The sequence below is a fragment of the Bacillus sp. NTK034 genome (assembly GCF_017303275.1).
In the GTDB taxonomy this organism is placed as follows: domain Bacteria; phylum Bacillota; class Bacilli; order Bacillales; family Cytobacillaceae; genus Cytobacillus.
On the sequence record NZ_JAFKOJ010000001.1, the window covers coordinates 577,246 to 600,595 of the forward strand.

22 protein-coding genes are annotated in these 23,350 nt (G+C 40.7%); 19 read left to right on the forward strand and 3 right to left on the reverse strand.

Annotation, left to right across the window (positions count from 1 at the left end; genetic code table 11):
* The first annotated feature begins 26 nt into the window (after window positions 1-26).
* Window positions 27-506 carry a pantetheine-phosphate adenylyltransferase gene (coaD, locus tag JI665_RS03040; RefSeq protein ID WP_206836079.1) on the forward strand — a complete coding sequence of 160 codons (480 nt, stop codon included), beginning with the start codon at window positions 27-29 and terminating at the stop codon, window positions 504-506.
* Window positions 507-588: 82 nt separating this feature from the next.
* Here the strand turns inward: coaD and ylbJ are convergent, their stop codons facing one another.
* Window positions 589-1,806 carry a sporulation integral membrane protein YlbJ gene (ylbJ, locus tag JI665_RS03045; protein ID WP_206836083.1) on the reverse strand — a complete coding sequence of 406 codons (1,218 nt, stop codon included), beginning with the start codon at window positions 1,804-1,806 and terminating at the stop codon, window positions 589-591.
* A 317-nt stretch (window positions 1,807-2,123) separates the two neighbouring features.
* Between ylbJ and JI665_RS03050 the strand changes: the two genes are divergently transcribed.
* Both JI665_RS03050 and JI665_RS03055 read left to right on the forward strand, forming a co-directional pair.
* Entirely contained in the window at window positions 2,124-2,915 is a 792-nt protein-coding gene (locus JI665_RS03050) for a patatin-like phospholipase family protein (RefSeq protein ID WP_206836086.1), read from the forward strand.
* Window positions 2,912-3,922, forward strand: coding sequence for a SepM family pheromone-processing serine protease (locus tag JI665_RS03055; RefSeq protein WP_206836090.1), 1,011 nt, complete (start codon window positions 2,912-2,914; stop codon window positions 3,920-3,922). Before JI665_RS03050 ends, JI665_RS03055 begins: the two co-directional genes overlap by 4 nt.
* A gap of 116 nt (window positions 3,923-4,038) precedes the next feature.
* Here the strand turns inward: JI665_RS03055 and JI665_RS03060 are convergent, their stop codons facing one another.
* On the reverse strand, window positions 4,039-5,253 hold the full coding sequence (locus JI665_RS03060) for a nucleotidyltransferase (protein ID WP_206836092.1): 1,215 nt from the start codon (window positions 5,251-5,253) through the stop codon (window positions 4,039-4,041).
* A gap of 202 nt (window positions 5,254-5,455) precedes the next feature.
* Between JI665_RS03060 and JI665_RS03065 the strand changes: the two genes are divergently transcribed.
* The 4 genes from JI665_RS03065 to JI665_RS03080 all read left to right on the forward strand — a co-directional run bounded on the left by JI665_RS03065 (window position 5,456) and on the right by JI665_RS03080 (window position 7,940).
* Window positions 5,456-5,980: a YceD family protein gene (locus JI665_RS03065; RefSeq protein ID WP_206836095.1), complete on the forward strand. Its 525-nt coding sequence runs from the start codon at window positions 5,456-5,458 to the stop codon at window positions 5,978-5,980.
* Window positions 5,981-6,098: 118 nt separating this feature from the next.
* Window positions 6,099-6,272: a 50S ribosomal protein L32 gene (gene rpmF, locus JI665_RS03070; protein WP_009791160.1), complete on the forward strand. Its 174-nt coding sequence runs from the start codon at window positions 6,099-6,101 to the stop codon at window positions 6,270-6,272.
* A 141-nt stretch (window positions 6,273-6,413) separates the two neighbouring features.
* Window positions 6,414-7,172, forward strand: a complete 759-nt coding sequence (locus JI665_RS03075; protein WP_206836097.1) for an enoyl-CoA hydratase/isomerase family protein — start codon at window positions 6,414-6,416, stop codon at window positions 7,170-7,172.
* Between the two features lie 135 nt (window positions 7,173-7,307).
* Complete coding sequence (locus tag JI665_RS03080; protein WP_206836100.1) at window positions 7,308-7,940, forward strand: RsfA family transcriptional regulator; 633 nt, start codon at window positions 7,308-7,310, stop codon at window positions 7,938-7,940.
* Window positions 7,941-8,016: 76 nt separating this feature from the next.
* On the opposite strand, the gene JI665_RS03085 is transcribed toward JI665_RS03080, so the two are convergent.
* A complete protein-coding gene (locus tag JI665_RS03085; RefSeq protein ID WP_206836102.1) occupies window positions 8,017-8,490 on the reverse strand; it encodes an N-acetyltransferase in 474 nt (157 codons plus the stop codon).
* 264 nt (window positions 8,491-8,754) lie between these two features.
* Here JI665_RS03085 and JI665_RS03090 point away from each other — a divergent pair, with 264 nt between their 5' ends.
* The 12 genes from JI665_RS03090 to JI665_RS03145 all read left to right on the forward strand — a co-directional run bounded on the left by JI665_RS03090 (window position 8,755) and on the right by JI665_RS03145 (window position 23,350).
* A complete protein-coding gene (locus JI665_RS03090) occupies window positions 8,755-10,098 on the forward strand; it encodes an acetyl-CoA carboxylase biotin carboxylase subunit (protein WP_206836105.1) in 1,344 nt (447 codons plus the stop codon).
* A gap of 15 nt (window positions 10,099-10,113) precedes the next feature.
* Window positions 10,114-10,326 (forward strand): acetyl-CoA carboxylase biotin carboxyl carrier protein subunit, encoded by a 213-nt coding sequence (locus JI665_RS03095; RefSeq protein ID WP_009330910.1) that lies wholly within the window; start codon window positions 10,114-10,116, stop codon window positions 10,324-10,326.
* Window positions 10,327-10,443: 117 nt separating this feature from the next.
* A complete protein-coding gene (locus tag JI665_RS03100; RefSeq protein ID WP_206836108.1) occupies window positions 10,444-11,985 on the forward strand; it encodes an acyl-CoA carboxylase subunit beta in 1,542 nt (513 codons plus the stop codon).
* 188 nt (window positions 11,986-12,173) lie between these two features.
* Window positions 12,174-13,070, forward strand: a complete 897-nt coding sequence (locus JI665_RS03105; RefSeq protein WP_206836111.1) for a 2-dehydropantoate 2-reductase — start codon at window positions 12,174-12,176, stop codon at window positions 13,068-13,070.
* Window positions 13,071-13,080: 10 nt separating this feature from the next.
* Window positions 13,081-13,467, forward strand: coding sequence for a DUF3397 domain-containing protein (locus JI665_RS03110; protein ID WP_312886137.1), 387 nt, complete (start codon window positions 13,081-13,083; stop codon window positions 13,465-13,467).
* A 142-nt stretch (window positions 13,468-13,609) separates the two neighbouring features.
* Entirely contained in the window at window positions 13,610-15,244 is a 1,635-nt protein-coding gene (gene bshC, locus JI665_RS03115) for a bacillithiol biosynthesis cysteine-adding enzyme BshC (RefSeq protein WP_206836117.1), read from the forward strand.
* 278 nt (window positions 15,245-15,522) lie between these two features.
* Complete coding sequence (gene mraZ, locus JI665_RS03120; protein WP_206836120.1) at window positions 15,523-15,954, forward strand: division/cell wall cluster transcriptional repressor MraZ; 432 nt, start codon at window positions 15,523-15,525, stop codon at window positions 15,952-15,954.
* Window positions 15,955-16,065: 111 nt separating this feature from the next.
* Entirely contained in the window at window positions 16,066-16,998 is a 933-nt protein-coding gene (rsmH, locus tag JI665_RS03125; RefSeq protein ID WP_206836124.1) for a 16S rRNA (cytosine(1402)-N(4))-methyltransferase RsmH, read from the forward strand.
* A 53-nt stretch (window positions 16,999-17,051) separates the two neighbouring features.
* Complete coding sequence (gene ftsL / locus JI665_RS03130) at window positions 17,052-17,417, forward strand: cell division protein FtsL (RefSeq protein ID WP_206836127.1); 366 nt, start codon at window positions 17,052-17,054, stop codon at window positions 17,415-17,417.
* Window positions 17,417-19,639, forward strand: a complete 2,223-nt coding sequence (locus tag JI665_RS03135) for a penicillin-binding protein (RefSeq protein WP_206836129.1) — start codon at window positions 17,417-17,419, stop codon at window positions 19,637-19,639. Before ftsL ends, JI665_RS03135 begins: the two co-directional genes overlap by 1 nt.
* Window positions 19,640-19,736: 97 nt before the next feature.
* Complete coding sequence (locus JI665_RS03140) at window positions 19,737-21,653, forward strand: stage V sporulation protein D (RefSeq protein ID WP_206836132.1); 1,917 nt, start codon at window positions 19,737-19,739, stop codon at window positions 21,651-21,653.
* Window positions 21,654-21,889: 236 nt separating this feature from the next.
* A complete protein-coding gene (locus JI665_RS03145) occupies window positions 21,890-23,350 on the forward strand; it encodes a UDP-N-acetylmuramoyl-L-alanyl-D-glutamate--2,6-diaminopimelate ligase (protein ID WP_206836135.1) in 1,461 nt (486 codons plus the stop codon).

A 23,350-nucleotide genomic window follows, 5' to 3' on the forward strand; every position in this document is an offset into this window, starting at 1 on the left:
AATAAGAACATGACAGGGGGATATCAATGGGCGGCATCGCGGTTTGTCCAGGCAGCTTCGATCCAATAACTTATGGCCATCTGGATATTATTAAGAGGGCGGCAAAGGTATTTGAACAGGTTTATGTAGTTGTATTGAATAACTCTTCAAAAAAACCTCTTTTCACTGTTGAAGAAAGAATTCAGCTGATAGAAGAAGTTACAAGGGATATTAAAAATGTTAAAGTAGATTCGTTTCAGGGGCTGCTGATGGATTATGCAAAATCTGTTAATGCGAATGCTGTCATCCGAGGCTTGCGGGCTGTTTCTGATTTTGAATATGAAATGCAGATAACATCCATGAACAGAGTCTTGAATGATGAAGTGGAAACCTTTTTTATCATGACTAATAATCAGTATTCGTTCTTAAGTTCAAGCATTGTGAAAGAAGTCGCAAAATATAACGGGGACATATCAGAACTCGTTCCTGACACTGTAGAAAAAGCTCTTAAGAACAAGTTTAGCTAAACATAAAGCGGGGTGTCTTACCCGCAGATTGTACTTTGAATAATATAAAACGGGTGCCCGATTGATAGGTACCCGTTTTTTGTTATCTCTTGTCCAAGCGCCTTGCGAGCATAAAGGTATAAACAGAAAGTGCAAGTATGGTTATAAGCGGTCCTGAAGCGGCTATTCCATCAAATAATTTTCCGAAAAATGAATTATTCTCAAAAAACCCGACCGGTATGGCATTGGATGGCTGCTCCGTATTGTAAAACCGTTCATAAATTGGCTGCCAAAGGATGAATGCATAAAAGGCAGCTGCAAAGCCATGAACGATTCTTGCAAAAAAGAAAGGCTTGAAATTAATATCAGTTTGGGCCAGGATGCTTGCAACCTGAGCCTGTACGCTGAAGCCGCTGAATGCGAGTATAAAGCTGACAATAATGACCTGCTGCATTAATGTTGCCTGCTGAACCTGGCTTGTCATCTGGCTGCCAAGTGTTATTTCAAATAAGCCTGAAATGAATGGGATGCTCAATTCTGCTGGCAGACTGAATATTGACAATACAGCTTCTATGCCTTTAGCAAGGAATGCCGTGATTCCAAGATGATATAGAAGTTTGTTAATAACAGAGAATAATATGATAAATCCGCCTATCATCAAAAGTGTTTGGATGGATGACATGACTGCATCCCCAAGAAGCTTGCCTATCGGGCGATTATCTTTTATTCTTGTCCGATGAAGAGCTGATAAGGCTGCCCGTAAAGATGGTTTTGATGTCTTTGCGCCAGGGGGAGACTGTCTGGTTTTTTTTCCGTAGAACCTCATTAATAAACCGACGGTAATATTGCCGAGATAGTGAGCCAGGGCCAATATTACCCCAAGCTTGGCATTATTAAAAAAACCAACTGATACAGCACCGAAGATAAACAAAGGATTTGAACAATTAGTAAAAGAAACCAGGCGCTCTGCTTCTGTTTTTGAGAGCTGTCCTTCCTGCCGCAGTCTTGCGGTCAGTTTGGCGCCGGCTGGATAGCCTGAAGCCATTCCCATTGCCCAAACAAACCCTCCAACTCCAGGTACTCTGAATAAAGGTCTCATCAAAGGTTCAAGGAGTACCCCAATGAATTTTACTACACCGAAGCCGATCAGCATTTCTGATACAATGAAGAAGGGCAGCAATGAGGGAAACACAATTTCCCACCACATATTTAATCCCCTGATTGATGCATCAACCGATTCCTGGGGAAAGGAAATTAATGAGATGGCCATTAAGGTTACAGAGAGTGCAAGAGTAACCGTTTTTAATTTGGAACGAAACACGGACAAGCCTCCCTCAAGTTGTACTGACTGTGCAATGATTTTAAACAATGATAAAATAAAGAAGCGTTTGAAGATATATTTTCTCTGGCCTTTTTCATTTAATGTCAAGGGTATACAAGGGTCAAATTTTTGCTGTAAAGTCTTGTCCCCATATAACTCAATATACTCATAGAAGTTTAAAATAGACCATAGAATTAGGTACAGGCAAATGTGAATTTTCAGCTGAAGATTTTTATTGTATGCTTCTTTTGGAAATAAAAAGAATAGAATAACTTAAAGGCAAAGTTCGGCCATTGGCGTTTTGAGGGGGGAGTCTTTTGCAGCGACCGAAAATAGGTTTGGCACTTGGTTCGGGAGGAGCTCGGGGATTCGCCCACCTCGGTGCCATCAAGGTCTTGAAGGAAGCCGGCATACCGATTGATTATATTGCCGGCAGCAGCATGGGTGCCATGGTAGGCTGCTTTTATGGGGCTGGGCTTGATGCTGACCGTTTATATAAGCTTTCCAAGGCTTTTAAAAGGAAGTATTATTTAGATTTCACCGTGCCTAAAATGGGTTTTATTGCAGGGAAACGAGTAAAGGAACTGATCCGTATATTTACCCATGGAAAAAATCTTGAGGACCTCGATATTCCTGTCAATGTTGTGGCTACTGATTTAATGACTGGAGAAAAGGTTGTTTTTAAGAGCGGCCCGATTTCTGATGCTGTAAGGGCAAGCATTTCCATCCCGGGCATATTTGTGCCTGAAAAATTAAATGGACGCCTTTTAGTGGACGGAGGAGTAGTGGACAGGGTTCCTGTGTCTGTTGTTAAAGAAATGGGGGCTGATATTATCATCGCAATCGATGTCTCACATGTCAAAACGAATGCCGAAATAACTTCAATCTATGACATTATTATGCAAAGTCTGGATATCATGCAGATGGAGCTGGTTACTCACCGGGAAATAGCTTCTGATTTTATGATCAGGCCCCGGGTCGAGATGTATAGTTCCCGTGCATTTACCAATATTGAAGAAATCATCAAAATCGGCGAAGAGGAAGCAAAAAAGCATATTGACAGTATTTATCATTACATAACTAAATGGAAGGAGCATCCTGATAGATGAGAAGCAAGTTTTATACCCGTTCCTTCTTGGTTCTGGCTGTTATTCTTCTGGTCAGTTCGTTTTATTATCTGCCTTACTATGTATCAAAGCCAGGTATGGCTAAAGAGCTGGAACCAATTATTGAGGTTGAAAACGGCAATGATGAACAGGGCAGTTTTATGCTGACGACTGTAAGAATGGGCCGGGCTAACATATATGCATACGTAGCTGCTAAATTCAGCAAGTATCAGGAACTATATCCTGAAGAAGAAATACGTTCCGAAAATGAAACAGAAGAAGAATATAATGTACGGCAGCTGCATCTTATGGCAACTTCCAAAGTGGCTGCTATTGAAACTGCCTATAAAAAAGCTGGTATACCTATTCATTACCATTATAATGGCGTATATGTCCTTAATGTGCTGCCTGATATGCCTGCTCACGGCAAACTGCAGGCTGGTGACCGCATTTTTAAAGTGGGCGGCAAGGAGTTCAAGTCCTCTGATGAATTTATCAGCATGGTATCAAATAAACAGGAAGGCAGTGAAATAACATTAACCTTTGAACGCCAGGATAAGACTAAGGAAACGTCGATTCCTTTAAAGACACTTAAAGAAACAGGAAAGCCGGGCGTGGGAATCACCCTGGTCGATGACAAAGAAATAGAGGTCGAACCAGCCGTGAATATTGACAGTAAAGAAATTGGCGGCCCATCAGCCGGGCTGATGTTTTCACTTGAGATTTACAATCAGCTTATAAAAGAAGATTTGACTGGAGGCTATAAAATAGCTGGAACCGGAACTATTAATTCGGAAGGGACAGTCGGAAGAATAGGAGGCATCGAGCAAAAAATAGTGGCCGCTGACAAAGCCGGAGCAGAAATCTTCCTTGCCCCTAATGAAAAAGGAGCAGAAGACTCAAATTATGTAGCCGCTGTTGCAACAGCCAGGGATATCAAGACTGATATGAAAATTATTCCTGTGGACACTTTTGATGATGCGGTTGAATATTTAAGGAACCTGGATTAATTGGAATATGCACCAATCAATGAAAAGCCAGCGGCAATTAAGAAATGCAGCTGGCTTTTCATTTTTATAAACTGACAAACTCTGCTGTCAGTTTATAAAATTATATAGTTAATGATTTAATCAACCATAATAGGCGGCTGATTAAATTCTTTCTGCATTAGATTTTGGTCCCGAGCACCCTCTATACCCATTGCATATACCCGGGAAGCTTTGATATCCAAATGCAGCTTTTGTGCATTATGTGAAGAAATTCTTGAAATCAGCGGCAGTTTTAAGTCGGATTTATGCCTGTTTAAATACTTTCTGCCGTTCTTGGACATCCCCAAAAGATGCAAATATTTTGCTTTTAATGGTTTATTGGGCATCTCTGATTTTTCTGTATTCGTGAGGATATGTACACAAGCCCGCTGAAGCCTTGTCCAGGTGTACCTCTTCGTTTTAATTTTTTCCATAAACTGCTGAAAACTTTCTGCCTGGAGTGCTGCTGATAGAAATCTATGCTCAAGGCCTTCCTCCATTTCATAAATGCCTCTTAACTTTTCTGGCTGAAGATGGACCAGACGGAATTTTAAAAAAGGCCAGTATTGTTCCCATTGGTGAAATCCGCCAAACTCTTTTTTATAGTGGAGTAAACCCTGATATGTAGTTTCAGGAACATATTGGCGAATGCATTCAATCTCTCCATTCTCGGAAAAAAGTGCTTTTCTGATGCTTGTCGCACTTGCTATGGAATCTGAAGCAAATTGTTCATCATGGTAACCTGCGCTTTTTCTTGCAATTGTAAAAAGCTCCATCGATGAATTTTGTCTTCTGGCTGATTTTAAATATTGAAAGCCAAGAATATTATTTGGTTTTGAAAGGTCTACCAATTCACCTTGGGGGTTCAGGTCCAGGAACGCCATGGATGTTGCTTTTGGATAGCTGAAGCCTGCATCCAGATGCACTCTGACCTTTTCCTGATAATCGGCATTATGTTCCTCCAGAAAAGATAGCGTTTGGTGAAAGCTTTCCATATTACCGGATTCACTTCCGAAACAAAGGCTCCTGCAGCCGGCAGCTTCTAAAATGGATACAGCGCCGCTGGCAAAAATATCTGCCTGCTGAACTGCAAACTGGTATGGAAGCTCAAACACAATGTCTGCACCAGCTCTTAGCGCCATTTCTGCACGCTTCCATTTGGAAACTAATGCAGGTTCTCCCCTTTGCAGAAAGTTGCCGCTCATGACAGCAATGATGGTTTCTGCACCTGAGAATTCTTTTGCCTGCTCCAAATGAAAGGCATGGCCATTATGAAAAGGGTTATATTCTACAATTACACCTGTTGCATTCATATTGACATACTCCTCGAAAAGGTTTAAAAAGAAATGTATTGGAAAAAGTATTAAGAAACAAAATCTAAAAATCCTGCAAAAACTTTTTTACTAAAGAAGCCTTCAATAGTAGGATATTAGCTACATTATAGTGTAAAGAAAAAATATTGACAAATAATTATAGGAAGGCTATAATTACCTTTGTTGCCTTGGGGTGATTCGTATGAAATGGACTTTAAGTCAGTTACAAAAATATCGAAGCAAGGATTTTCCCATTGATGAAACTGTCAATGTTGATGAGGTCATGAAACTGAATCCGGAAATACGCGGTGCATCACCAATGCATGTGACGGGCCGTGCGGATATCGATTCTGCCAAAGTGACTTTTCATTTAAATATAAAGGGTCATTTAATACTGCCTTGTTCTCGTACTTTAGTTGACGTAAATTATCCAATTAATGTTGAAACAACCGAAACTTTCCTCTTAAAAGGTCTTGATTATGAGACTGAAGAGGAGGTTCACCAGGTAAAAGGGGATGTGATTGATTTAAATCCGATCCTTCATGAAATCCTTTTACTCGAAGTCCCAATGCAAGTTTTCTGCGAAGACAGCAGTGAAGAAGGAGCTCCTCAATCCGGCAAGGATTGGGAGGTCATTCAGGAGCAGGATAAACAGGATAAAGTAGATCCTCGTCTTGCCGGACTTGCTCAATTTTTTGATCAGAATGATCCTTCTTCCGATTCATAACGGAAGAAAAACAAGAAGCACTTGAAGACACCAGCTTGCTCTGGCCTTCATAACTTTCTTAATGGGTGTGTCCAATTCCTATGGACATCCTCTAATACTCTTTAAGGAGGTGGGAAGAATGGCTGTACCTTTTAGAAGAACATCTAAAACTGCGAAGAGAAAACGTCGTACCCATTTTAAATTACAGGTTCCTGGTATGGTAGAATGCCCAAACTGTGGTGAAATGAAACTTGCTCACCGCGTTTGCAAAGCTTGCGGAACTTACAAAGGAAAAGAAGTAGTTAACGACTAATCCTTTAGATATAAAGCACAAGAACTTAGTTCTTGTGCTTTTGTCGTTTTTTTGGCATTGATTTGGCTCATCGATAAGTACAAGTCTATGAGTATTTTTGCTAATATTAAAAATAGTTTAACCAAATACAAGGAGGCAGCCATGAACCCTTACATAATTGAAGAATTCGAGAATGGACTTTTAGTATTTAAGATTAACAGGCCTGAGAAAAGAAATGCCATAAGCTATGAAGTTATGGATGGTCTTGAGATCTCACTCCGTAAAGCAGGAGAGAAATCAGTTAAGGCACTTGCGATTACCGGTGAGGGAGGCCGTGCTTTTTGCTCAGGAGGTGATCTATCTTCCTTTCACAGCTTAAAGACTGAACATGAAGCATTTGGAATGTTAAGCAGAATGGCTAGTCTTTTAAAAAAAATACTATTTCTTCCAAAACCAACTATTGCCATATTGAATGGAACAGCTGTCGGCGGCGGCTGTGAGCTGGCTGCTGCATGTGATTACCGGATTGCCAATGCAGGAATAAAAGCCGGTTTTATCCAGGGAACCTTAGCCATAACAACCGGATGGGGCGGCGGTTCCATCATTATGGAAAAGATGCTTCCTGCCAATGCCCTAAGAATGCTGATGGAAGCAAAATTATATTCTGATAAGGAATTAAAAGAATTAGGTTTCATACATTCTGTCATAAAAGGGGATCCAATCGACGGGTGCAGGAGCTTTCTGGAAGAAATGCTCAGGCTTGAGAGTGAGGTTTTGGAAGCTTATAAAGACCTTCTTGTAAAAAAGTGGACTGCTGCTGGCTTAGAAGAGAGAATCGATCAAGAAGTGCGTCGCTGTTCGGTTTTATGGGAGGGAGAAGCGCACCATAATAAAGTTGACAGTTTCCTGAATAAGCGCTAAGCATATTCTTCCGATATAGACAATAACCCATTAATTTCCTGATGATGAATAAAGTTACACTTTATAATATGATATCAGTCTATCTTTTCTAGCATTGGCATATGTATAAAGAAAAACACTAGGAGGGATACACTGATGTCTTCTACACGTCAGGATGCTTGGTCTCAAGATGAAGATTTGCTGCTTGCAGAAGTTGTGCTCCGACATATACGTGAAGGAGGAACTCAGCTTCAGGCATTTGAAGAAGTTGGCAAACAGTTAAGCAGAACCGCGGCTGCCTGCGGATTTCGCTGGAATTCCTATGTAAGAAAACAATATAAAACAGGAATTGAACTGGCAAAAAAACAGAGAAAAGAAATGAAGAAAAACCCGGAGGCTGTTCAAAGAGATCATGAGCTACCTGCTGTTCCAGAGGAAAAGACGGAAAAAAGAAATGAAAACTCAGTTCAGGCAATTAAAAGGACTATCGAGTTTGAGGAATTAGTCTCATTCCTGAAAGAGTTATATGAAAGTGCTCAGAAGCCTGCTGTCTCAGAAGATCCTTTTCCTAAAAAACGCATTCAGGAGCTTGAGAAGCAAATGTACTACCTGGCAGCGGAAAATGAAAAATTAATTAAAGAATTGAATACGATGGAGCAGGATTACAAAGCACTGGTAGAAATTATGGAAAGTGCAAGAAAGATTGTCGGTCTAAAAGACGGCACCCGCCACAAAAACTTGAATTTTACTGTGAATCCCGATATAAAGCCTGAAAAGGTGGAGAAATAGATAACGGTAAATAAATAGAAATAAGCGGACAAAATTAGTCCGCTTATTTAATGTCTTAGCTTTAGTGGACAGCAGCTTAATGGGTTTGTTCTTTAACTCCTGCCGGGAACCAGGCCAGCGGATTCTCACCCAAATCGCGTTCCATATCATAATGGACGGGTTCGAATCCCATTTTCTCCCAGAAAGCTTTCGATTTTACGCGTGGATTTGTTTTGATAGGAAGTCCAAACCCTTTGGAAAATTCTACAAGTGTCTGGCCATAGCCTTTGTTTTGATAGTCAGGCAGGACTTCAAGCTTCCACAACTCCAAATAATCCTGTGCGGGTTCGAAATATCGGTCGAATCTTGCTTCTATCTGGTAAAGGCTCATGCGTGCTACAAGCTTATCCCCAAAATAAATGCCGTAGAAAGGCGACTCACTGTCATTTTCAATAATATTAGCTTCAAGGTCTTCAAGCATTGACAGCTCCTGCAGTCCATACTCTTTGAATTTCTTAAACTCTTCCAGTGTTTTATAATTTACTTTTAATTTTTCAACTTTATATTTCATAAAATTTCCCCCTTAGCCATAGATGTATAGGAATTCTGCTGATGTAACCGCTTTATAATGCCTTCCTGATAATTGAAAGGTTTTTTCTATATCTATTATTATATAACAAGTAAACAAAAAATTCTGCACATATGAAAAACTTAATATATTTTTAGTTTTTTTATAAAAATCAGAAAGCGTTTACAAAAACAGCAGGAAATAGGCAGAAGATTGTAGAAATATATATTATTGCAGGAATTACTACATTGAGAAAGGGGACAGATTGTGCGAAAAATTCTGATTGCCAACAGGGGAGAAATTGCTTTAAGAATAATAAAAACCTGCCGTGAAATGGGAATTGAGACTGTTGCTATATATTCTGATGCAGACAAAGACCTTCCGTTTGTTAAAGAAGCTACATATGCTTTCCGTATAGGTGAGCCGCCTGTTAATAAATCTTATTTAAAGACAGAAGCCATTCTGGAAATTGCAAAGAATGAAAATGTGGATGGAATTCATCCTGGATATGGATTTTTATCAGAAAACTCCGGCTTTGCAAGAGCTGTACTTGATGCAGGGATTGCTTTTATTGGACCAGATCCTGAAACCATTGAATTGATGGGGGATAAAATTGTATCCCGCAAAACTATGAAGGACGCGGGAGTACCGGTTGTCCCAGGAAGCGGAGAGGGAACATCCACACTTGAGGAAGCATGCAGTCTTGCAAATTCTATGGGCTATCCAGTCATGCTGAAGGCCAGTGGAGGAGGCGGAGGAATTGGAATGGTACGCTGTGAAAATGAGCAAGCGCTCACTAAGTCTTTCGACTCCACAAAAGCCCGCGCCAAAGCTTATTTTGGTTCTGATGAAGTATTTGTCGAAAAATATATAGAGAATGCCAGACATGTCGAAATACAGGTGTTTGGTGACCGTTATGGGAATATCGTACATTTATTTGAAAGAGATTGCTCTATTCAAAGAAGACATCAGAAAGTAGTGGAGGAATCACCATCACCTTTCCTTTCAGAGCAAACAAAACAAAAGATGTATGATACTGCTTTGACTGCAGCCAAAGCGGTCAATTATAAAAATGCCGGAACAATTGAATTTATAGTGGATGAGCAGGAGAACTTTTATTTTCTTGAAATGAACACAAGACTCCAGGTTGAACATCCCGTAACTGAACAAGTAACTGGGCTGGATCTTGTAGAGTGGCAGCTGCTTGCAGCAAGAGGTGAAAAGCTGCCGCTGCAGCAAAATAGCATTAAGCAGTCTGGCCATTCAATTGAATTTAGACTGTATGCTGAGGATCCCGTAAGCTTTATGCCTTCTCCTGGCAAATTGTCTAAATTTGAATGGACAGATTCTCCGCGAATACGCGTTGATTATGGATATGCTTCGAATACAGCAGTCAGCCCATTTTATGATCCAATGATCGCAAAATGCATTATATTTGGTCAAACAAGGGATGAAGCGATAGAAAATGCCTTGCAATTCTTTGATGGACTTAAAATTGAAGGCATTAAAACGAATGCACCTTTATTTAAAGAAATATTAAAAGACGAAGATTTCCGTAAAGGGAATTATTCTACATCATTTCTAGCGCAGAAGGCATTTGCCGTTAACTAAAAGGAGGAAATAACAATGAAAGAAATTACATCATCAATGGCAGGTACTGTATTGAATGTTTTGGTCGAAGCGGGTCAGGAGGTTAATGCAGGCCAGGAAGTATTAATGCTTGAATCAATGAAAATGGAGATTCCGGTTGAAAGCGAAGCTGCTGGAAAAGTAGCTGAAGTGAAGGTAAGCATAGGAGATTTTGTTAATGAAGGCGATGTGCTGATCGTATTCGAATAAAAGGGCTGGGACACGGATATCCAGTGACAGGGGGGCTTGCGCTGAGCCATCTTTGCACCGTGAAGCAATAAGCAAGTTTAACGAAGTATGGAAAATTCATATTTTAGGAGGATGGGAATGACCACTGCAAAGACATTAACTGAGACGCTGCAGGAAAGAAGCAGGGTAATAGAAGCTGGCGGACATCCAAAATATCATGAAAAGAATGAAGCCCAAAACAAACTCTTTGTCAGAAGACGGCTTGAACTTCTTTTTGATGACGGATTCTACGAGGAAGATGGCAAGTTTGCGAACTGCCAGGAAAGTGATCTTCCGGCAGATGGAGTTGTAACAGCAGTTGGAAGAATAAATGGCCAGACAGTTTGCGTAATGGCTAATGATTCCACAGTAAAAGCCGGTTCCTGGGGTGCGAGGACAGTTGAAAAGATCATCCGTATACAGGAAACAGCAGAGAAGTTAAAAGTTCCGATTCTTTACCTGGTTGACTCTGCCGGTGCCCGTATTACGGATCAGCTCGAGATGTTCCCGAATAGACGCGGAGCAGGCAGAATTTTTTATAACCAGGTAAAACTTTCAGGCATGGTACCGCAGATTTGTCTGCTTTTTGGACCCTCTGCTGCAGGCGGAGCTTATATCCCTGCGTTTTGTGATATCGTTGTTATGGTAGATCAAAATGCATCTATGTATTTGGGTTCGCCAAGGATGGCGGAAAAGGTTATAGGAGAGAAGGTTACCCTTGAAGAAATGGGCGGCGCCCGCATGCATTGTTCTGTCAGCGGCTGTGGTGATGTGCTTGCATATAGTGAAGAAGAGGCTATTGAATCAGCAAGAAGATATTTGGCGTACTTCCCTGCAAGCTTCAAAGAGAAATCAGTGAAGCTCGAGGCGGCAATGCCCAAATCCGGCCGCAGTCTTGAAGAAATTATCCCTAAAAATCAAAATGCCCCATTTGATATGTATGAGTGTATTGATTCCGTAATTGATGAAGGCAGCTTTTTTGAAATTAAGAAACTTTTTGCTGCGGAACTCATTACGGGACTTGCTCGGATAGGGGGGAGGCCTGTAGGGATTATTGCCAACCAGCCAAAAGTTAAAGGCGGGGTTTTATTTGTAGATTCCGCTGATAAAGCCGCGAAATTTATTCAGCTTTGTGATGCTTTCCATATTCCGCTATTATTCCTTGCAGATGTCCCTGGATTTATGATTGGGACTAAGGTTGAAAGAGCGGGGATTATCCGGCATGGTGCCAAGCTTATTGCTGCGATGAGTTCTGCAACAGTGCCGAAAATTTCAGTTGTCGTCAGAAAGGCATATGGAGCCGGATTGTATGCTATGGCCGGGCCAGCGTTCGAACCTGATTGCTGTATAGCCCTGCCTACAGCACAAATCGCTGTAATGGGTCCTGAAGCAGCAGTAAATGCGGTTTATTCCAATAAAATCAATGCGATTGAGGACCCGAAAGAAAAGGTTAAATATGTACAGGAAAAACAGCAGGAATATAAAGAAACAATTGATATCTATAAGCTTGCCTCAGAATTAATTGTTGACGATATTGTTGCACCTCAGGAATTAAGAAATGTTTTAATTAACCGTTTTAATCTGTATGAGACTAAAGAATTGACATTCAGCGTTCGCAAACATCCAGTTTATCCAGTTTAATACTTTATCCTTTAAAAAAATCCCTTTTTCGATTTTCGAAAAAGGGATTTTTTTAAAGGATTTATCTGATGAAAAATGGAATTAAGAAAATATATATTGGAATTAATAATTAAAACATTCCATTTTACCCATGAATTTATCTTAATTTGTTAAAATATGCTTAAAAAGTAAAAATGGTGGAGTCAGTTATGAGAATAGCTATTATCGGAGGAGGCGCCATTGGCCTTCTGTTTGCTCATTATTTGAATGAAAATCATGAAGTCCGTGTTTATATTAGAAGAAATAGTCAATTGCAAAAGCTGCGCATTAATGGACTTACAATCGAGAGAAAAGGCATTCGCAGTAATGCCCCCGTCAAGGTATGCCATTTTAAAGCATGGAAGGGGGAAGAGGATTTAACAATCATTGCGGTTAAGCAATACAGCATTCCTGAAGTTGTAAAGGAATTATTGGAAATGAATACCAGTCAGTCTGGATCATTTTTGTTTTTGCAAAATGGCATGGAGCATTTGAAGTGGGCTGAAATGCTTGAAGCGGAAAATCTTTATGTGGGCAGTGTAGAGCATGGAGCTTTAAAGTCAGAGCCTGACACAGTGCGGCATACTGGGATTGGGGTCACCAAAGTGGCTGCTTTAAAGGGGGATGTGGATCTATTATCGAAAATATCCGATTCGGCATCTAGTTATTTTCCTTTTAAATTTGTCGGGGATTACAAAGAAATGCTAATTGAAAAATTAATCGTAAACTGTGTTATAAATCCTCTTACAGCAGTTCTCCGTGTGAGAAATGGTGAGCTCTTAGCAAATAAATATTATCATCAGCTATTTTTGAAGTTATTTGACGAGGTAAGTGCCATATTAGATATTCCTGATAAAGCAGGTGCTCTAACCCATGTGAAAAGTGTTTGTGAGGAAACAGGGATGAACAGATCCTCAATGCTTAAGGATATCGAAGAAGGCAGAGAAACAGAGATAGATGCAATTTTAGGATATATCCTGGAGAAAGCTGAGAAGAAGAAGATGTCTGCTCCATATTCTGAAAGTCTTTATTGTCAGATCAAAGGCAGGGAGAAAAGGGGGAAATGAGTTGAACACTGTGTTCTCAAGCCTAATTGCAACATTGGTGACCATACCGCTGCTCGGATATCTGGCTGTTTTTATTATCAGCAAACAAATTACTAAAAAACACAAAAGATCTGTCCATATTGCCCTGGATGTCAGCACATTATTATTAATTATGGCGGTTCACTATCTAATTATCGTAATCTGGGATAAATCCTATTTGTGGATGATAGTCCTATCCCTGCTGATTACAGCGGTCACTTTTATTATTATGCATTGGAGAATTAAGCAGGAAATCAATCTGCGTGTCTTATTCAAAGGATTCTGGAGATTCAATTTTTTACTCTTTTTCACCGCTTATATAGTTCTGATATTCATAGGGCTTGTTCAAAGGGTAACTTCTGTTGTCTTTATTCCATAGTAAGCATTCTGAGAACATAATTATTTTACATTTAGAATTAAAGCATTTAGGTAAGCAAAGTTTTTTTATTTTCATTTAAGACAATGCTATACTCATAAGATGAAAATTAAAATTGATCAGCTATGAGAAAGGAAGTTCATTAATGGAGATTCTTAATCTCTCATTGCCGGCAACAAACCGGTTTGCAACAGATTATATAGCACAAACAGAAGAAATTATGCAGTTTTTTCATTATCGTTATAATTCCGACTCTGATTATAAAGCACGATTAGCTGAACTGAGGGGCCGGTCGTTTATGAGAAATGAACTTTCTCAATATATTGGAGAGTTTATGGATCAATTTCCTTCTTCCCCTGCTGTTCATGACTCGCTTAAGAAGCTAAAGCAGGAAAATAGTGCAGTGATAATCGGAGGGCAGCAAGCAGGAATTCTGACGGGACCTCTTTACACAATACATAAAATCATCTCAATCATAAATCTTGCAAAGCAGCAGGAAAGTGAGCAGGGAATCCCGGTTGTTCCTGTATTCTGGATTGCTGGGGAAGATCATGACTATCACGAAGTAAATCATATTTTCATCGAGAAGAATAATAAAATGGAAAAAAAGACATATCCTGAAAAAGTTTTAGAGAAGAAGATGGTTTCAAATATCCCTTTGAACCGTGAAAAGTGCAGGGAATGGGTGAGAGACATCATTGAGACTTTCGGAGAGACAAAACACACAAAAAATCTCGTTCTGCGATTAGAAGAAATTATTTCGCATTCTCAAACCTATGTGGAGTTCTTTGCCGGCATAATTATGCATTTATTTAAAGAATCAGGGCTTCTTCTGATTGATTCCGGTGACTCAAAGCTTCGCAGACTTGAAAGCAGCATTTTTGGCAAACAAATCAAAGGTTTTGAATATATTACAAAACGTGTGAAAAGCCAGCAGCAGAATTTAGAGAATTCAGGCTTTCCAAATGCCATTGACTTAAGTGAAAATGCTGCCAACCTATTTTATTATGACGAAAAGCATAAAGAAAGAATTCTTTTGGAGTTCAATCAGGAGAAAAAGGTATTTACGGGTAAGGAACACACTCATGAGTTCACAATGAATGAGCTTCTGGAGATTGCAGAAAACCATCCCGAACGACTGAGCAATAATGTGGTGACGAGGCCCATCACACAGGAATGCCTGTTTCCGGTTCTTTCCTTTATAGCCGGGCCTGGCGAAATTGCCTATTGGGCTGAACTAAAAATGGCATTTGAATGGTTTGGAATGAAAATGCCTCCTATTATGCCCCGTTTAAATATCACTATCTTAGAACGTTCTGTGGAAAGTGATTTGCTGGAATTAGGACTTGATTTGCAGGGCGTGCTTGTATCTGGTACGGAATCAGTTAAAGATGAGTATATGAGGAGTATTAAAAATGAAAGCATAGAAGCTCATTTCCGAAAAACAAAAGCTCAAGTAAAACAAAACTATGAGCTAATCGAAGAGCTTACTATGAAAGAGGTTCACGCCCTACTGCCAATGTTAAAGAAAAATGAAGATCTTTTAATAAGGCAGATGGATTTCATGGAGAATAAAATCCAGAAATCCATCCAGCAAAAACATGATGTAATCATTAAGAAATATGAAAAAGCTGAAAACTCCCTGAGACCGGGTGGAGTTCCTCAGGAGAGAGTTTGGAATGTCCTCTATTACCTTAATAAATATGGGATGGATTTCCTTGAAGAATTTATTGATTACTCCTTTCGTTTTGATGGGACACACAAAGTCATAAAAATTTAATATTCGCCATTATTCTTCGGACCTTTTCCATGCGGATGAGGTCTTTTTTTTGATAGAAAAGGGGTGAATTCCCTTTATCTCCTGACTATTTCCCCACATAAAAATTCTGTGAAAAAACAGTAAAGACTTTAAAGAAAATGTAATAAAAAGACGAACGAAAAATGGGGGAATACCTTATGGGAAGCAGGATTTTATATGAAGTGGTAGAATAATTAAAAACATGTGGAGGAAAGTGGGGGATTGTGGTACATTTGAGTTAGAAAGTGGGTGCAGTGGGTATGTTCATGGGTGAGTTCCATCACAACGTTGATAATAAAGGCCGTCTCATCGTGCCAGCCAAGTTTCGTGATAACTTGGGTGAAACATTTGTTTTGACACGAGGACTTGATCAATGTTTGTTTGGCTATCCCATGGATGAGTGGAGGCAGCTTGAAGAAAAATTAAAGGGCCTTCCGCTGACCAAAAAAGATGCCCGTGCATTTACCCGTTTTTTCTTTTCAGGTGCCACTGAATGTGAAATTGACAAACAAGGAAGAATAAATATTGCTTCCCCGCTTCTGCAATATGCAAAATTGGAAAAAGAATGTGTAGTGCTGGGCGTTTCCAATCGGATCGAGATATGGAGCAAAAATCTTTGGGAAGATTATTTTGCAGAATCAGAGGAATCTTTTTCTGATATTGCGGAAAACATGATTGGGTTTGATATATAATGGGAATGTTTTATTAATATAATTTCCCATGATACAAAGATATTTGTTTAGCTCCAGATGCCTATTATGCGTCTCGTGCTTTTCGGATTGGAAAGGTGGATTCATACAACAATGTTTGAACATACAACAGTGCTATTAAAAGAAACAGTAGAAGGCTTAAATATCCATCCTGATGGAGTGTATGTGGATTGTACACTGGGCGGCGCAGGCCACAGTGAATTAATTCTTTCCCAGCTGTCTGAAAAGGGAAAGCTGTACGCATTTGACCAGGATGACACAGCCATTGCTCACGCAAAGGAAAGACTGGCGGAATATGGTGACAGAATTACGATCATCAAAAGTAATTTCAAGTATCTGCAGGAAGAGCTTTCAAATCTTGGTGTATCAAAAGTAGATGGTGTTTTATATGATCTTGGTGTTTCATCACCTCAATTGGATACACCTGAAAGAGGTTTCAGCTATCATAATGATGCCCCGCTTGATATGAGAATGGATACAGGCGCTGACATTTCCGCTTATGATGTGGTAAACAGCTGGGAATATGGTGAACTTGTGAAGATCTTCTTCAGATATGGAGAAGAAAAATTCTCGAAGCAAATTGCGAGGAAGATTGAAGCGGCCAGGGAAGTTTCCCCGATAGAAACAACAGGCCAGCTGGTTGAACTGATTAAAGAGGTAATACCTGCTCCTGCCAGACGAAAAGGCGGACATCCCGCCAAACGTGTATTTCAGGCCATTAGAATAGCTGTTAATGATGAACTCGGTGTATTTGAGGACTCTCTGCACCAGGCTATTGACATATTAAATCCCAATGGAAGAATCAGCGTGATCACGTTTCATTCATTGGAGGACCGGATTTGCAAAGCTGCCTTTAAAAAAGCCAGTGAAACACCAAATCTGCCTCCCGGCCTCCCGATTATTCCAGATGAATATAAACCAATCCTAAAGCTTATTAACAGAAAGCCGATTCTGCCATCAGAAGAAGAGCTGGAACACAATAATCGTGCAAGGTCCGCTAAACTGAGAATAGCAGAAAAGCTTTAAGTAAATACCTATACCGCAGCAGACCATAAATAAAAAATTACAGGAGGGGAATTATGAGCAATTTAGCCCGAAAAATTCAGGAAGAAAAACAATTTGATGTGCAAACCCAGCCCGTCCAGGCCCCCAAAAAATTAAAATCAAAAAAGTCATGGCTTTCCCCCGGGGAAAAAATACTGGGACTGGCTTTTACTGGTATTGTATGTTTTGGTGCAGTGCAAATGGTCTCAAATCAGGCAGCCATCTACGAAGTGAATAAAGAAATTCAGCAAACAGAGGAAGCAATTCAAACGCAGAATAAAGTGAATACAGATCTGAAAATGCAAGTGAGCGAATTAAGTACATACGAGCGCATTAAAGCAAAAGCTGAGGAAATGGGACTTAAATTCAGCGGAAATAATGTCAAGGTCGTGGAAGATTAATGAAGAAACAGCCAAATATCAATTTTGGAGCAGCGATATTATTTTTAATATTCAGCCTGCTCTTTTTTGTATTAATTTTCCGCTTTGTTTCCATTCAGGTTACAGGTGAAGCAGCGGGACATGCACTTGCAGCAAAAGCTCAGCAAAAATATGAACGGGAAAAGACAATTCAAGCCAAAAGGGGTACTATTTATGACCGCAATGGTGAAGTCATTGCCGAGGATACTATTTCCTACAAGCTTGTAGCAATCCTCGATAAAAGCATGAAACCGGATTATGTGAAAGACCCTGAAAAAACAGCAGCGGCGCTTTCAAAAGCTATTGATCTGGAAGAGTCGGAGATATATAGGATCCTAACGAAGAAAACAAAAGATGGGGAAACACCATTCCAGGTGGAATTTGGTAAAGAGGGTCGCGATCTTCCTTTAAAGACTAAAAGAGAAATTGAAGATTTAAAATTACCGGGGATTACATTCATAACTGATTCAAAACGGTTCTACCCGAATGGGGTCTTCGCCTCACATTTAGTCGGATATGTAGAAAAGAAAAAATCGAAGACAAATAAAACCGATACAGTAGGGATGCTGGGCCTTGAACAGAGCTTGAATGATGTGCTCACAGGAAAAGATGGAATGTTCAGCTACGAAAGTGATATATGGGGCTATCTCCTCCCGAATGGAGATCAAAAAATCCAGCCTGCTCAAAATGGTAAAGATGTGTATTTGACAATCGATAAAAAGATCCAGACTTTCCTCGAAGATTCCATGAATAAAGTAGACGAAGAGTATAAGCCGAAAAAGATGGTTGCCGTAGTCGCGGATGCCAAAACGGGCGAGATTCTGGCAATGGGACAGAGGCCATCCTTCCATCCGAAAACAAAAGAAGGCATTGAAGATACGTGGCATAATGAAGTGATCGAAAATTCATTTGAGCCTGGCTCCACGATGAAGATCTTTACTTTGGCTGCAGCCATTGAGGAAGGAAAATTTGATCCGAATGAATGGTATAAATCAGGAAGTTATAAAGTAACAGAAAACTCACCAGCTATACGCGATCATAACCAGGGACGGGGCTGGGGGTCCATTACTTACCTTGAAGGCGTTCAGCGTTCGTCGAACGTGGCTTTCGCGAAAATAGTTAAAGAGAAGCTTGGTTATGAAAAATACAGGGAATATATAACAAAGTTTGGATTTGAAAATCCAACTGGAATTGACCTGCCGAATGAAACAGGCGGAAAAATCGCTTACGAGTGGCCGCTTGATAAGGTAACGACCGGATTCGGGCAAGGTTCTGCCATTACGCCGATTCAGCAGGTACAGGCAGCTACTGCCATTGCAAATGACGGCAAAATGATGGAGCCTCATGTGATCAGCAGTATTGTTGATGCTGATAAGAATGAAGTCTTAAAAAAAACAAAGCCGGAAGTGAAGGGGAATCCAATCTCGGCAGAAACGGCTAAGAAAACAAGGGATATCCTGGAAACGGTGGTATCTTCCGAAAATGGAACGGGCTACAAAAGGTATAATATTGAGGGCTATGAGGTTGCCGGAAAAACGGGGACTGCTCAAATCCCTGACCCAAATGGCGGAGGATATTTAACGGGACATGAAAATTTTATCTTCTCCTTTTTAGGCATGGCTCCAAAAGATGATCCTGAGCTGATCATCTATGTAGCGGTCCAGCAGCCGGATATTGACCTCAGTACAAACGGTGCTGAGCCGGTTTCCAAGATTTTTACTCCTGTGATGAAAAGCAGTCTTCAATATTTAAATATTGAGCCGGCAAAGGAACTGAAGGCAAACTCTGAACAAGCACCTGAAGTGGAAGGCAAAACAATTGAGGAAGCAAAAGCAGAATTGAAAAAATCCGGTTTCGAAGCTATTGTACTGGGAAAGGGAAGCAAGGTTGAAAGACAGGTCCCTGGAAATATGTACAATTTGCTGGAAGGAGAACGTGTAATCTTAAAAACGGAAGGCGAGTTAACGGTGCCTGAAATGAATGGATGGTCGCTTAGGGACGTTATGAAGGTGGCAAAGCTTGCTGACTTAAAGCTGAATACTGTAGGAAGCGGATATGTGGTGAAACAAAATCTGAAGGCTGGTTCTGCACTCAGGGAAGGTGACTATTTAATCGTAGAACTTGAGCCGCCTGCAGAGAAATACAATGAGGAAAACTTAGAATCAGAAGAGCAGAAGGATGAAGAGGAAGCAGTGCTGGATTAATTTAGAACGTACTGCCGGATGAGCGGCAGTGCGTTCTATTCATTTATGTACAAGCATATATTGGAACGAGCCATAATCTAAGGAGGTTCGTCCGTACATGCGTGTATCAAATGTAACCGTTCGAAAACGGCTGACTGCAGCGTTGTTTGTTGGTATTCTCGTTTTTTTTATTATTGATTTGCGTCTTGGATATGTTCAATTCTTTCTGGGCAATTTGCTTACAGATGGCGCAAAGGAACTGTGGAGCAGAGACATCCCTTTCGAACCGGAAAGAGGGGAAATCGTCGACCGCAACGGTGTTCCGCTGGCTACGAATGTCAGTGCCCCAACTGTCTATGTTGTCCCCAGGCAAATAAAAGATCCTGGGGATGCTGCAGAGAAATTGGCTGCAGTGCTGAATATGTCAAAAGAAAAAGCTTACCAGCTTATCACAAAAAGAGCATCAAGTGTGAAAATCCCTGAAGGCCGAAAGATTTCCCATGAAAAAGCGAAAGAAATCCGTGCCCTGGAAATTGAAGGCATATATATCGGAGAAGATTCAAAACGCCATTATCCTTTCGGGAATTATCTCTCGCATGTTTTGGGATTTTCGGGAATTGATAATCAGGGTCTTATGGGTCTTGAATTATATTATGATGAAGAACTAAAGGGAAAAAAAGGATCTGTTAAGTTTTATGCGAATGCAAAGGGTGAACGGATGAACGATATGGCGGATGACTACAAGCCGCCAGTTGATGGAATGGATTTAAAGCTCACCATTGATTCCAAGATTCAGACAATCGTAGAAAGGGAGCTTGATATTGCCCAGGCTGAATACAACCCTGATGGAATAATAGCAATTGCCATGAATCCGAATAATGGAGAAGTTCTTGCCATGGCCAGCAGGCCCGATTTTGACCCTGCAAATTTCAGGAATGTACCCCCGGAAATTTACAACCGCAACCTGCCAATCTGGAGTACATACGAGCCTGGTTCTACATTCAAAATTATCACTCTGGCAGCTGCGTTAGAAGAGGGAAAGGTAGACTTGGAAAAGGATCATTTCCACGACCCGGGGTCTGTTGAAGTTGGCGGTGCCAGACTAAGATGCTGGAAAAAGGGAGGCCATGGCAGCCAGACTTATCTGGAAGTAGTCCAGAATTCCTGTAACCCTGGTTTTGTAGAGCTGGGTGAGCGATTAGGCAAAGAAAAACTGTTTAAATATATCCGCGACTTTGGGTTCGGCGAAAAGACCGGTATCGACCTGCAGGGCGAAGGGAAAGGGATTCTATTTAACCTCGATCGGGTTGGTCCTGTTGAGCAGGCAACTACTGCTTTTGGACAGGGAGTTTCCGTTACCCCGATTCAGCAGGTAGCAGCCATTTCGGCAGCCGTTAATGGCGGAACACTATATACCCCTTATATAGCCAAAGAGCTTATTAATCCTGCTACCGGGGAAATATTGATGAAAAAATCACCTGATGCAAAGAGAAAAGTAATCTCAAAGGAAACATCAGATGAAATCCGAAAAGCGCTGGAATCAGTTGTAGCAAAAGGATCAGGAAAAAAGGCTTTTGTAGACGGGTACCGAGTAGGCGGTAAAACTGGGACTGCACAAAAAGCGCAAAATGGCCGGTACCTGGAAAATAACCATATTGTATCATTTATAGGATTCGCACCTGCTGATGATCCGCAGCTTGTTGTTTATGTGGCTGTGGATAATCCAAAAGGAACTGTTCAATTTGGCGGCGTAGTTGCTGCACCTATTGTAGGGGAGATCATGGGGGACAGCTTGCGGGCAATGGGAGTAAAGCCGCGGAAAAATCAAATTGAAAAAGAGCTTACATGGATGGATTCCCCAATGATAGAAGTTCCTGATATGGTCGGTCTGACAAAGAAGGATCTGGGTGAGCTCTACCTTAACCTGAAAATTGATGCGAGCGGCACAGGAAATACAGTGGTCAAGCAAACGCCTCAGCCTGGCATCAAGCTAAAAGAAGGGTCAACGATCCGGTTGTATTTTGACGACAAATAAGAATAGAACTGAGGGCGGCATGATCCTGCGCCGCCTGAATTTTTTTTGTTTGTAAGGAAACCGCAACATACTTTCTGGGTTTAGGTTCTATATATTAAATAGCTAAATAAGCAATTATCATGTACAATATATATCGCCATCATTTAGAATATTAGTTTGGGGATTTAAAAATGAATATGGCCAGAATCATTAAAAAGGATTAGATTTTTTTGTTTAACACGAGAGGATTGGTAGAAATGGAATTACATAAATTGCTGCGATTTTTGCAGCCTTATATGACTTATAAAGGGGAAAACCCGGAAATTACAGCAATTGTTAACGATAACAGGAAAGTTACACCTGGAAGTCTGTTTGTTTGTATTGAGGGGTATACGGTGGATGGCCATGACTTTGCGGCTTCTGCAGCAGAAAAAGGTGCTGCAGCTGTCATTTCCCAAAGAGAATTGGATTTGGATATCCCAGTTATAGTGGTAAAGAATACAAAACGGGCCATGGCCGTGCTGGCTGATGCTTTTTATGGACAGCCGAGCAAGCAGCTTCATTTAATTGGCATAACAGGCACGAATGGCAAAACAACAACAAGCCATTTAATAGAGAAGATACTTGCCGATGCAGGAAGGCAAACAGGCTTAATTGGCACGATGTATACGAAGATTGCCGATGAAACCTTTGAAGTGAAAAATACCACTCCTGAAAGTTTGACTCTGCAAAGTACATTTAGAAAAATGGCAGATGCAGGTGTAGATTCAGCCGTAATGGAAGTGTCTTCGCATGCACTTGTTGAAGGGCGTGTTCATGGCTGTGATTTTAATATAGCCGTATTTACAAACCTGACTCAGGATCATCTGGATTATCATAAAACAATGGATGAATATAGGAGAGCAAAAGGGCTGCTTTTTGCCCAGCTCGGAAGCGCCTATAATCATGGGGAGCCTAAGTATGCCATATTAAATTCAGATGACCCCGCTTCTGCAGAATATGAAAAATCTACGGCTGCTCATGTCATAACCTATGGGATTGATCAGGAAGCTGACATTCGGGCCATTAATATTCAGATGACTGCTGGCGGTACGGAATTTGACTTGATCTCTCCATTCGGGAAGCATAAAGTTTCTCTTAAAATGATAGGCAAGTTCAGCATCTATAATGTTCTTGCCAGTATAGGTGCAGGAATTGCTTCAGGAATATCAATCTCGCAAATCATCAAATCTGCTGAAGAAGTTAAAGGTGTAGCAGGCAGATTTGAAACCGTTGATGCAGGTCAGGATTTTTCTGTGATTGTTGATTATTCACATACTCCCGACAGCCTGAAAAATGCTTTGGAAACAGTAAAGCAATTTGCCCAGAAACGCATTTTTGCCATCGTAGGATGCGGCGGAGACAGAGACAGGTCCAAGCGGCCGCTAATGGCTGAAATTGCATGCCAGTACAGTACAGACCCGATCTTTACTTCTGATAACCCCCGCAGTGAAGACCCGATCCAAATCCTGAGGGATATGGAAGAGGGTGTAAAAGGTGAAAGTTATAAAACAATCGCCGATCGAAAAGAGGCCATTCATTATGCGGTGAAAAATGCAAGTAAAGGAGACGTTATTTTAATAGCTGGCAAGGGTCATGAGACATATCAGCAGATAGGGAATCAGGTTTTCGACTTTGATGACCGCCTTGTCGCAAAAGAGGCTATAGAGGAGCGATAA